Annotated in this window: 9 protein-coding genes; 8 read left to right on the forward strand and 1 reads right to left on the reverse strand. The window is 65.5% G+C overall.

Features of this window, described 5'->3' with window-relative positions:
• Nucleotides 1–46 precede the first annotated feature (46 nt).
• Nucleotides 47–2248, reverse strand: a complete 2202-nt coding sequence (locus tag ACWDTI_RS04435; RefSeq protein ID WP_449736817.1) for a DUF1254 domain-containing protein — start codon at nucleotides 2246–2248, stop codon at nucleotides 47–49.
• 352 nt (nucleotides 2249–2600) lie between these two features.
• On the opposite strand from ACWDTI_RS04435, the gene ACWDTI_RS04440 reads away from it, so the two are divergent.
• From ACWDTI_RS04440 to ACWDTI_RS04475, 8 genes are all read left to right on the forward strand, one after another.
• Nucleotides 2601–3092 (forward strand): pyridoxamine 5'-phosphate oxidase family protein, encoded by a 492-nt coding sequence (locus ACWDTI_RS04440; protein WP_449736818.1) that lies wholly within the window; start codon nucleotides 2601–2603, stop codon nucleotides 3090–3092.
• Between the two features lie 152 nt (nucleotides 3093–3244).
• Nucleotides 3245–4900 carry a subtype B tannase gene (locus ACWDTI_RS04445; RefSeq protein WP_449736819.1) on the forward strand — a complete coding sequence of 552 codons (1656 nt, stop codon included), beginning with the start codon at nucleotides 3245–3247 and terminating at the stop codon, nucleotides 4898–4900.
• Between the two features lie 151 nt (nucleotides 4901–5051).
• Nucleotides 5052–6131, forward strand: a complete 1080-nt coding sequence (locus tag ACWDTI_RS04450; protein WP_449736820.1) for an SDR family oxidoreductase — start codon at nucleotides 5052–5054, stop codon at nucleotides 6129–6131.
• A 33-nt stretch (nucleotides 6132–6164) separates the two neighbouring features.
• Nucleotides 6165–8222 (forward strand): dehydrogenase, encoded by a 2058-nt coding sequence (locus tag ACWDTI_RS04455; RefSeq protein WP_449736821.1) that lies wholly within the window; start codon nucleotides 6165–6167, stop codon nucleotides 8220–8222.
• A gap of 352 nt (nucleotides 8223–8574) precedes the next feature.
• Complete coding sequence (locus tag ACWDTI_RS04460; RefSeq protein WP_449736822.1) at nucleotides 8575–9399, forward strand: SDR family oxidoreductase; 825 nt, start codon at nucleotides 8575–8577, stop codon at nucleotides 9397–9399.
• A 34-nt stretch (nucleotides 9400–9433) separates the two neighbouring features.
• Nucleotides 9434–10705, forward strand: coding sequence for an acyl-CoA dehydrogenase family protein (locus tag ACWDTI_RS04465; RefSeq protein WP_449736823.1), 1272 nt, complete (start codon nucleotides 9434–9436; stop codon nucleotides 10703–10705).
• Nucleotides 10706–10722: 17 nt separating this feature from the next.
• Nucleotides 10723–11754, forward strand: coding sequence for a phosphotransferase family protein (locus ACWDTI_RS04470; RefSeq protein ID WP_449736959.1), 1032 nt, complete (start codon nucleotides 10723–10725; stop codon nucleotides 11752–11754).
• A 4-nt stretch (nucleotides 11755–11758) separates the two neighbouring features.
• Nucleotides 11759–12397, forward strand: a complete 639-nt coding sequence (locus tag ACWDTI_RS04475) for a TetR/AcrR family transcriptional regulator (protein ID WP_449736824.1) — start codon at nucleotides 11759–11761, stop codon at nucleotides 12395–12397.
• Nucleotides 12398–12400: the final 3 nt, after the last annotated feature.

Genomic DNA, 12400 nt, shown 5'->3' on the forward strand with positions numbered 1-12400 from the left:
GAGAGGCGATCCCCGCGACTTCGCTGTTCCGGATCCTGTTTGTGCATCATTGTCCCGGCCGCTGGGCGTTTGGCCGGCCGACTTTCTGCAGTGCCGGAAATACATAGGTCGAGAGCATCGAACCGTCGGGCGGCGGGAGAATCGAGGCTTCGGTATTGCTTCCCGGCGTCGGGTAGTAGATACGGATCATCGGGCGGATGCTGGTCGGGACCTGCACACCGGGATAAGCGGTCGCGTAGTAGGCCGACGAGGGCGTCGGAAGCCAGTTCGTCGCCGGGGCTCCGGGAGGGAGTGTGGGACCGATCCAGATGGTCACCGACCCGTCAGGGTTCTTGGCCAGTCTTCCCGAGGACAGCTGTTGCGAGCCAAGCTGTGATACGGGCTGCACGGGCCCCCATTTCAGGGCGATCCGCCCCCCGGGATTGACCAGTGGAAGGGTCGGGCCGGCAGTCCCGGTAGTGCCTTGAATCGGCACGTTGTTCGGCGACAGTTCCTGCCTCCAGATCGCGGATACGCCGAATGTGTAGGTCTGAGTTCGGGTCTTGGCGTCGACGTTGATCTTGGGGGTGTTGGCCACGAAATACGGCGTGTTGGGTTTCAGGCCGTATTTGGCGGCGGTTGACCCGAAAATGATCGGTGTACTGGCGGTCAGCGGACTCCAAGCCGTTCGCTTGACGGTAATCGTGTTCGAACGGGGATCGACCGCGATGACATCTGAATTCGCTTGCGAATAGGCGGTGTTCAAGACGCTGGCCTGGGTGATGAATGGTGCCCCGGATTCGCTGGTGTCCAGCTGATAAGCGTGAATCGACCAGAACGCTCGCGGATTTCCCGCCAGGTCATTCACCGTCGGCGGGAGGGTTCCGACAATCGGCACCCCCGATGAGCGTGCCCTTGGTGGCGTGAATGTGAGCTTGTACGTGTTGTTCCCGTCAAGCTGTGCGGTATCGGTGCCACCGACGCTGTTGATCTGTGCGTACACAGCGTCGAGTGGCACATTCGCGGAGCCCCCCGCCAGCACGATTCCTGCACGCAGAAGGTAGCCGTCGGGGGTGTTGGGATACGTGCCGATCTTGTCGTTGAGATAGCTCCAGTAGTTCGTTGCTGCGGTGACATTGGTCGATAGCAGCCTCGATCTGACGGCTGCCTGACCGTTCACATATCCGTTCTGAAGTGTCTGAAGCTGACTGGGCCCCCAATTGCTGGGAACCTTGAATCCGTGCTCGGTCAGACCCAGCGGCCGGAACAGGGCAAGAGTGCGTCGTTGTCCATAGGAAGGATTGAGGAAGACATTCTTTGCCCCGTATTGCGGCACCACCCATGGTGGCAACAGTTGTAACGGAGATCCGTGCAACCCCGTCCGTGCGGTCGGAAGTGGATTCTGGTTGAGCGATACGCCCATTTGTTCGAAGAACTGCAACGCGCTGGACGGTGCGTTGTGCCAGAACTGAGCTTGCTGAAGTTGACTGGGAGTCGGTGTGTATTGGTTTGGTCGGAAGTAAGTGGGTCGATGGTTGTTCGCTTCAAATGCGCGCAACGAGGTGAGTGCGAACCGCTGAACGACGGTGTTCTCGATCTGAAAGCCCGAGGCGGAACTGGAGGGAGGCACCAGCATGTCGGCTCGAATCCGAATCAGGACCCAATTCAGATTGGTGTCGGAGGTCAGAACGCGGTACGGATAACCGTTGATGAGTGCAACTCGCTGGTGCGCATACTTCGAGGTGGGCCCGGCAAGCAGATAGGTCTGAGGTGCCACACCGGGTGTGGTGCGGGTGCCGATGCTGCCGATGGAGTTCACAAAACTGTCGAGAACGTTGACTACGTAATAGTTCTTCCACGAGGGCGGGACAGTCAGCACCAACTCTTTCGTGCCGCCGCGCTGATTCTCGCCGCTGAGATCCAACATCGCGTTGAGGTAGATCACCGACGCATCGCCGGCGTTCGTCCCGTTGTTGTTCCATGCTGCGGCGGTGCCGAAACCGCCGAGTTGATTGCGCGGTGCCGTCGCGAGGTAATTGAAGCGGCCGAATCGATAGACGAACTCTGCCGGCAGACCCCATGTATAGGCCAGGGATGTCAGCTTCTCGATCTGGCTTGGATCGGTGAGTGGTGATGCCGTCGTCGACGGGGCAAAGCCCAGGGCGGGCGATGCGCCGGCGCAGGGCGCCGACAAGAGCATGATGACCGCAGTCGCGATCTGAAGCAGGGCCGGCCGGCCGACCCGTACACGTCGCGAAGAACCATCCACATCGGGTTTACTTCTGATTCTCATAGTCGGGTCTCTGTTCCTGAAGATCACAAACCTGCGATGATGTGCCCGCACCCTAACAACCTGATCGTCACCGTGTCCGTGGCCTGAAGAATCTGACATAGCAGCCGAGTTCGTTCGTGCTGCAAAGGAATTCGGCCTCGATGGCATGCGGATCCGGGCAGCCCGAAGTGAGATTCATATGTGACCGTCAGCGGTTGACCAGGCGTATCCGGACGTAATCCGGCAGGCCACGTGCATCATGCCGAGCGGTACGCGAGCATCGATTGCCGGAGTGGTCGCGGTGGGGGAGTCATGCCTGCCACCGGTCCACCCGCCCTACTCTGAAACCATGCCCACCTGGACCCAGTTCGAGGCCGCGGCGCCCCGCATCGCCGAGATCTTCCGCCGCCGGCACCGCACCACCGGGCGCCTCTGCATGCTCGGCACGATCCGACCCGACGGGTTCCCGCGGATCAGTCCCGTGGAGCCGGGCTTCTTCGAGGGCGAACTCTGGATCACCGGCATGCCGCACACCAGGAAGTTCGACGACCTCGTCGCGAATCCGCGATTCGCCCTGCACACCGCCACTGTCGACGGCGAGGTCGGCGACGGCGACGCGAAGATCTGGGGAACCGTCCAGGATGTTCACGACGCGGAACTACACGAGCGCTTCGCCGGGGATCTGTTCTCCGAGACCGGATTCGATCTGCGGGGCCATCGGTTCGAACACTTCTTTCGGGCAGACATCGTCGGGGCGGCCGCGGTCGAGGTCTCCGATGGACACCTCGACATCACGACGTGGCGGTACGGTTCAGTCGAACGGACCGTCCGCAAGCACTGACCAAGGCCAATCCTGGAGGGGAACAGCACTACTCGAGAACACAGCCAACCATCTCAAGAGCCGTCGTCCGCGAGTTGCGCGAGGTCGCGCAGCTCGCACTCAGTGAAAGCCTTTGCCGCAATCGCATTCTCATCGACGAGGAGCACATCACAGTGAAGCAGATCGATCGCCGCATGTTCCTGGGCGGCGCAGTCACCCTGACCGCTGCGTTGGCCGCCGGGTGCGCCACCCCATCCTCGGACTCGTCCGGATCCTCCTCGGCGACAAAGGCGCCCGGCGGGGCGCTGTCGTTCGACCCGAACGCCTACACCGAGAAGACGACCACCGTCACCACCGACGCGGGTGCCAAGAAGGTGACCTACCGGTTCTACGGGCCACTGATCTACGTTGCGCACCCGGTCAATTCCGAGTACCAGAGCCTCACCATCAGCATCCCGACGAGTATCGACGGGAAGTCCGTGGACGCGACCGACGCGCCGATCGTGTTCGCGAACTCGGTGGGTGGTTATCTTCCTGCATCCGTGAAGGATTCGACGGGCGTCGGGGGATCGATGTCGATGGGCGGCATGGGTGGACCCGCTTCGAGTGGGGCGCCATCGGCCGGCACGATGCCGGGTGGGATGAGTGACATGCCCGGCATGGGTGACGGGCCGCCGGGGTCGGCGAGCCCGAGTGGCGAGGTCCAGTCCGGCGGCAACACCATGCTCAACGGCGTGGGCAAGATGGTCAATCTCGCCCAGCTGGCCGTGGCGGCGGGCTACGTCGCCGTCGAACCCGGTTGCCGTGGAAGAAACCTCGTCAACGGCAGCGGTGACTACTACGGGGTCGCACCCGCCGCCATCGTCGACCTCAAGGCGGCCATCCGGTTCCTGCGCGCCAACGCCGATCGAATCCCGGGCAACACCGAGAAGATCGTGTCGACCGGCACCAGCGCGGGCGGGGCCCTCTCCACGCTGCTCGGTGCGTCGGGCAACAGCGACCTGTACCGGACCGGACTCGAAGCTCTGGGTGCGGCCGCGGCCGACGACGGGATCTTCGCGACCGGGGCATGGTGTCCGATAGCCGATCTCGGGCACGCCGACGGCGCCTACGAATGGAACTGGGGGAACAATCCGGTCGCCGCCACCGGTGCGGCGCCGAACCAGACCCTGTCGGGTCAACTGCGCGATCAGTTCGCCGCCTACATGCCCACGCTGAAACTGAAGGGCGTCAACGACTTCGGTGACCTTCGCGCGGACAATTACAGCGACTACCTCGTCCAGAACTACCTGCAGCCGTCGGCCACGCGCTACCTCGCGGGGCTGTCGGACGCCGACCGGAACGCATACCTGCAGGCCAACCCCTTCATCACCTGGGATTCCGGGACGGCGACATTCACCTGGCAGGGCTACCTCACCCATGTCGGGGCCCGCAAGAAGACATTGCCGGCCTTCGACGCGTTCGACCTGTCGGCCGGCGAGAACAATCTCTTCGGCCACGGCACCACCAAGGCGCGTCATTTCACCGAGTTCAGCGCCAAACGCGCGACAACGGGCAACACCTCGCTCGACGCCGACATCCCGCGCCTGCTCGACCAGATGAACCCGATGTACTTCCTCGCCCAGGGCAACCCGGACCGCAGCAAGCACTGGTGGATTCGGTTGGGCACCAAGGACACCGACACCGCGCTGACCGTGTCCGCCAACATCGCCGCCGCGGCAGCGGGTCTCGGGGACCAGGTGAACTACTCGATGTACTGGGACCAGGGCCACGGTTCGAACACCGACGCCGCCGACTTCATCACGTGGGTAGGGTCGATCACCACGTGAGGTGGCATCGGGCGCCGATCGCCCCAATGCGGGTGGGCAGAAGGACCCATATTCGGTCAAGGCCCCCCCGCACCCCCCATTCGTCGCAATAGAGTGGGGCGAGTGCGGCGCCGCACGCAGCGCCGCGCCTGACTGAGGAGGTGGCTCACCGATGTCGACGGTGCTGATGACGGGATTCCCCGGATTCCTCGGGTCGGCGCTCCTGCCGCGAGTGCTCGCCCGCCGCCCGGGGTCGACGATGGTGTGCGTGGTCCAGGATCGTCACCTCGACACCGCGCGCGACCGGCTCGCCGCGATCGAGAAGGACCACCCGGACATCGCCGGTCGCACCGAACTCGTCGTCGGTGACATCACCGTGCCGGGTCTCGGTCTCGACGCGGACACGGCCAGGGACATCGATGAGGTGTTTCACCTCGCCGCCGTGTACGACCTCGCGGTGGGACTCGAGATCGCCCAGAAGGTGAACGTCGAGGGCACCGCGAACGTCATCGCATTCTGCCGGGAGCTCAGCGGATTCCGCCGCCTACAGTACGTCAGCACGTGCTATGTCAGCGGCCGCTACGACGGCGAGTTCCTCGAGGACGACCTCGACGTCGGCCAAGACTTCTACAACCACTACGAATCCACCAAGTTCGAGGCCGAGAAACTGGTTCGCGCCGCCATCGACGACGGATTGCCCGCGACCATCTACCGGCCCGGCATCGTCGTCGGCGACTCGTCGACCGGTGAGACGCAGAAGTACGACGGACCGTACTTCGTTGCGGAGTTCCTACGCCGCCAGCGGCTGCCCATCGCGGTGCTGCCGTCGGTCGACGACACGGTGCGCACCTCGCTCGTGCCGCGCGACTTCGTGATCGCGGCGCTGGACGAGTTGTCGGTGCACGACGGTAGCCTCGGCCGTACGTACGCGCTCACCGACCCCGAACCGCCGACGGCGCGGGGAGTCGCGGAGATCTTCGCGCGCCACCTCGGCAAACGAATCGTCTGGCTTCCCGTCCCCCTGGGCATCGTGCGGACCGCTCTCGGCGACGTCCCGGGTCTCGAGTGGGCGCTCGGCATGCCCGCGGAGACCATCGACTACTTCTCCACCCGGACGACATACTCCGCGAAGAACACCGTCGCCGAGCTGGAGGGGACCGGCGTCGAATGCCCACGGTTCGCCGACTACGCCGACCAGTTGCTCGACTTCATGATCGCGCACCCGGACGTCGGCTCGGCCGCCATGGTCTGACGCGCACTCGCCACCCCACAGGAACGAAATAGTATGGCAGCCAACACTTCTGGACTCATTGTCAACGTCAGCCTGGCGTCGTCGCAGTACGACTACGACGTGACCGAGACGTTCCTGCACCATCGCTTCCGCCTCGTGCGGCAGGCCACCGACGGCAACCTCGCCGATGCCGAGGCGCTGGCCCGCTTGTGGCCGGAACAGGGTGCCACCGTCGTCGCGGTGACCGGAATACGCGAAGCCCGCGCCACCGGCCTCTACGACGGTGAACTCGCCGCGGTCAAGAAGGTCAAGGCAGCGGTGACCGGCATACCCGTGACCGACGGGCACCGCCTGCGGGATGTTCTGCAGGAGTGGGCTATTCGCCACGTCCAGTCCGAAATGCCCGGGATCTTCGACAATGCGAGGGTGGCGGTGCTCGGCGGCGTCAACCACGACCGCACGGTCCGGATCCTGCGGGAGTACACCGACAACATGACCATCGCCGACCCGTTGCTGCGGTTCGACATCCCGGCTCGGCTCGACGCGATCCCAGCCCTCGCGATGACCGCCGACATCGGCATGATGCCGTTGCGGATCCTGCCCGATCAGATCAAGTCGCACATCGGCATTCCCCAGTTCGTCCACAATCGCCTGATGGCGCGCACGGCAGCCAGGGAGGCCGACGTCGTGGTCGCCACCTACGAGGAGCTGACCGGCTTCGGCCTCGAGGATCTCGCCGGCAAGACCCTGGTGACGTCGTCGATCGACGACGAACGGCTCGCCGACCTCGCCTCCCGCGGCGTGGACATGGTGATCGACACGACGCCGCAGCCGTTCGGTGTCACCGTCAACGCCGCGGTGCTCGAGGCGTTGATGATCGCGTCGGTTCCCGAATCGACCGTGCTCACCAACGACGACCTGCTCGAGATGATCACCTCTGCCGGCATCGAGCCCCGTGTTCTGTTTCCCAACGGCCCCAAACGCAAGAGCCGCTTCGCCTTCGTCATCCATCCGCTCTCGCAGGAGTTCTTCAAGAAGGTGGAGCCGCTGCGGACGGTCACCGGCATCACACCCGCCGTGGTGACCGACACGCTCGAGAAGATGCTCGCCTACGCGCCCCCGTTCGTCTACAGCCACATCACCGGGATCGTTTCACCCACCGGGGCCGAGGCCGAGGGATGGCTGATCAGCGTCGGCGGCACACCGAAAGAACTCATGGCGCACAGTCCCGAGTTCACCTATGCGCGACTGCTCGCCGCCGCCGAGACGGCCAAGAAGCTCGGCGCGCAGATCATGGGCCTCGGCGCGTTCACCAAGGTCGTCGGCGATGCCGGCGTCACCGTCGCGATGAAGGCGCCACTGCCGATCACCACCGGCAACAGCTACAGCGCCTCCGGGGCGCTGTGGGCCGCCCATGACGCGCTCGATCGTCTCGACCTCGCCGAACGCGACGACGACGGCCGGATGAAGGGGAAGGCGATGGTCGTCGGCGCGACCGGGGCGATCGGCTCGGTGTGTGCGCGCCTGCTCGCCCTCGCGTCCGACGAACTCTGGCTCGTCTCCCCGGAATCGGCGAAGCTGTTGGCCCTCAAGAGCGACATCGAGCGCGACAATCCGCGCGCCACGGTGCACGTCGCGGCGACGCCGGACGCGCAACTGTCCGAGATGGACCTGATCGTCACGGCGACTTCCGGGGCGGGCAAACGCGTGCTCGACATCATGGCGGTCAAGCCCGGGTGCATCATCACCGACGTCGCCCGGCCGCTGGACCTGTCGCCCGAGGACGTCGCCAAGCGTCCCGACGTGCTCGTCATCGAGTCGGGCGAGATCGAACTACCCGGCGACGACGTGCACATCGGCGACATCGGCCTACCACCGCACGTGGCGTACGCATGCCTGGCCGAAACCGTCGCACTCGCACTCGAGGGTCGCTACGAGACCTTTACCGTCGGCCGGAACATCAGCTGGGAAAAGGTCAAGGAGATCTATCGGATCGGCCTCAAACACGGCATGAAGCTGGCGGCGATCTCGGGTGTCAACGGGGTGTTCACCGACGAGGACATCGCCCGCGTGCGGGAGTTGGCGTTGCAGCGCCGGGCGGCGGCGAGCTGAACCTAGTGTCCCGCGTCGGAATTCGTTGCACAATTCCAACGCCCAGGCGGCGCCTCGCTTCGTTGGCGTCGTCGCAGGTACATCCAGTACCTGCATCCTCCGCCGCCTCGCGATGCATCCACCTGGATCGCCGGAATTATGCGACGAATTTCCAACGCGGGACACTAGCGCGGCGGCATCGCTCGACCGTCGAGAATCCCGACCTCCCGCGAGGGCGAATACAGATGCAGTGCCACAGCGTCGCCGCGTAGACATCTGACGCGGCGCACCGCTGGCACCGCGACGATATCCGGCAGACACAAATCAAGATCAACACTTGAACCTGAAGGCACCTTCAAGTACGGTTCGGTGCATGCAACTCGATGGCAAAGTCGCGATCGTGACCGGCGGCGGCGGCGGAATCGGCGCCGCAATCGCCGAGGCCCTGGTGGCCGCCGGAGCCCGTGTGGTGGTCACCGACATAAACCGTGATGCCGTCGACGCCGTCGCGTCGCGGATCGGCGAGGCCGCACCGGGATCGGTCGCGGCGGCGTCGGGCGACGCCGCGTCGTCGGCGCACATCGACGACGTGATCGCCCTTGCCGCAGAGCACTTCGGGCCGGTCGACCTCTATTTCGCCAACGCCGGAATCGGTGGTGCACCAGGTCTTTTCGCCACCGACGAGGAGTGGGAGACGGTCGTCGGCATCAACGTCATGGGCCACGTCCGGGCCGCGCGCCGCCTGGTGCCGGATTGGCTCGAGCGGGATGGTGGCTACTTCGTCTCCACGGCGTCGGCCGCGGGACTGCTCACCCAGCTGGGCTCGGCCACCTATTCGACCACCAAACACGCCGCGGTCGGCTTCGCCGAATGGCTGTCGGCCACCTACGGCGATCGCGGCATCCGGGTCAGCTGTCTGTGCCCGATGGGTGTCGACACCAAACTCCTGCGCCCCGAGGGCGGCGCGGCCGACGATGCGGCGCGCCTGATGCAGCGGGCCGTCGAGACCGCCGGACGCGTCCTCACCCCCGCCGAGGTCGCCGAGACCGTGCTCGCCGCGATCGACGACGAGCGTTTCCTTATCCTGCCGCACGCCGAAGTGCTCGACATGTGGCGGCAGAAAGGCTCCGACTACGACCGGTGGCTGCGCGGCATGCGTCGCTACCAGCGGGCGCTGGAGAACGCCGACCAGACCTGACCACAGCTACGGCCACCCAACGAAGGAGACACCGATGGATCTGCTCACTCCGACCGAGCGCGCGGAAAAATACCGCGCACAGCTGCTCGAGTTCATGGACACCTACATCTACCCCAACGAGGCGGTCTACGAGCAGCAGATGCGCGAGTCCGACAACCCGCACGCCACCCCGGCAATCCTGCTGGAGCTCAAGGCGAAAGCCAAGGACGCGGGCCTGTGGAACCTCTTCCACCCGCACCCCGAGTGGGGACCGGGGCTGAGCAACCTGGAATACGCGCCGCTCGCCGAGATCATGGGCCGCGTGACATGGGCGTCGGAGGTGTTCAACTGCAACGCCCCCGACACCGGAAACATGGAGGTGCTCACCCTTTTCGGCAATCAGGAGCACAAGGAGCGTTACCTCACCCCCCTGCTCGACGGTGAGATCGCCTCCGCGTTCGCGATGACCGAGCCGGCCGTCGCAAGCTCGGACGCCACCAACATCGAACTCTCGATGGTCCGCGACGACGAGAACGACGAGTACCTCCTCAACGGACGAAAGTGGTTCGCCTCCAACGCCATGCGACCCGACTGCAAGGTGTTCATCGTCATGGGCAAGACGGATCCCACCGCGCTGCCGCATCGCCAGCAGTCGATGATGGTGGTGCCCACCGATGCCCCCGGCGTCACCATCGTCCGCAATCTGCCGGTCTTCGGATACACCGACCGGGAGGGCCACGCCGAGGTCCTCTTCGAGAACGTACGGGTGCCGGCCAGCGATGTCCTCAAGGGTGAGGGCGAAGGGTTCGCCATCGCGCAGGCGCGGCTGGGGCCGGGCCGCATCCACCACTGCATGCGCACGATCGGCGCAGCCGAGCGGGCGCTGGAACTCATGTGCGCCCGCGCGTCGAGCCGGGTCACCTTCGGCCAGCCGCTCTCCGAACGCGCCAACATCCAGGACTGGATTGCCGAGGCGCGCATCGACATCGAGATGGTGCGACTGCTGACGCTGAAGGCCGCCTACATGATGGACACCGTCGGCAACAAGGCGGCGGCCACCGAGATCGCCGCCATCAAGGTCGCCGCACCGAACATCGCGCTCAAGATCATCGACCGCGCGATCCAGGTGCACGGCGGCGGCGGCGTCACCGACGACTTCCCACTTGCCATGGCATACGCACACATTCGTACACTCCGCCTGGCCGACGGACCAGACGAGGTGCACAAGCGGGCCATCGCCCGCCGCGAGCTGCGGCCCTACCGCAAAGGTTCCGCGGCGCCCGAAACCGTTGCGGGCGTCTCGGATCAGGCACTGATCTCCCGGTGAACGCACAAACACAGCCGATGGCGCCCGCCATCCCGGAGACGGACATGGCGGCGCTGGTCGACTGGCTGGCCACCGTCGGACTGACCCCGGCCGGCCAGATCACCTACACCCGAATCGGATTCGGCCAATCGAATCTGACCTACATCGTGCAGGACGAATCGGGCGAACGGTGGGTGCTACGCCGCCCGCCGGTCGGTCACCTGCTGGCGTCGGCGCACGACGTCACCCGGGAGGCCCGAATCATGGCTGCGCTCGCAGACACCGACGTGCCGGCACCCAGGATCTATGGTGTCTGTACCGATGTGGCGATCAGCCCGGTGCCGATCGTCGCGATGGAGTACGTCGACGGTGTGGTGATGACGGATCCCGCCGCAGCAGAACCACTCTCGCCGTCGATCCGCCACGCGATCGGCATGTCGATGACCGATACGCTCGCGCACATTCACGCCGTCGACCTGACCGAGGTGGGCCTCGACGACCTGGCCAGCCACAAGCCCTATGCCCCACGGCAGCTCAAGCGCTGGACCGCTCAGTGGGAACACTCCAAGACCCGTGACAACCCGGGACTCGAAGCCCTGACCCGACGTCTCGCCGCCAACATCCCCGAGCAGCACGAGACCACTCTGGTCCACGGAGATTTTCACCTCCGCAACGTGATGGTCGACCCGGCGACCGGCTCGGTGATCGCCGCGCTGGACTGGGAGCTGTCGACACTCGGGGATCCGCTCGCCGACATCGGCAGCACCCTCGCCTACTGGCCGGAGCGCACCGACGCGACCCTGTTCGGCGACCCTGTGGAGATCATGGACGGGTTTCCCGACCGCGCGGAGATGGCCGCGTCCTACCTCGAGAAGACCGGGCGCGACGCGCAGGCCCTGCACTATTGGCACGCCCTGGGGCTGTGGAAGATCGCGATCATCATCGAGGGCATCCTGCGGCGAGCGCAGGACAACCCGTCCAATCGGGCCGCGCATGGCGTGCCCACGCCCGAGTACGCGGACGCGCTCATCGCCCGGGCTGTCGCGATCGCCGACGAGGCGGGACTATAGAACGATGTCGAAGGAATCCGGTGGCACCACCAAGGCGCCGCTCACCGCACGAGGTGAACGCACCCGCACCGCGTTGATCACCGCGGCGCGAACGGTGTTCGAGCGCGACGGCTTCCACGCCGCACGCCTGACGGACATCACCGCCGAGGCCAACTGCGCCACCGGATCCTTCTACACCTACTTCGACAGCAAGGAGGAGATCCTCGACGCCGTGCTCGCCGAAGCCCAGGAGGACATGCTCCACCCCGGCCTGCCGCACGTCGAACCCGCATCCGAGGACGACCCCACCGCCGTCATCGAGGCCTCGAACCGCGCCTACTTCGAGGCGTACAAACGCAACGCCCAACTGATGCTGGTGCGTGAACAGGTCGCCGGCCTGAGTCCCGACTTCCGGGAGAGCCGACGACGCCGCGGCCTCGTCTTCGTCGAACGCAACGCCCGCCTCATCCGCGACCTCCAGTCCCGGGGCGTCGCCGACCCCGACATCGACCCCCTCGGCGCTGCCAGCGCCCTCTCGGGCATGGTCTCGCGCATGGCCTATCACGCCTTCGCCCTCGACGACGGCGACGACAGCATGGACGACCTCGTCTTCATGGCCACCCGCCTCTGGGTCAACGCGATCGGACTCCGGCGCCCCAGCTGACCC

The organism is Gordonia sp. NPDC003424 (assembly GCF_053588655.1).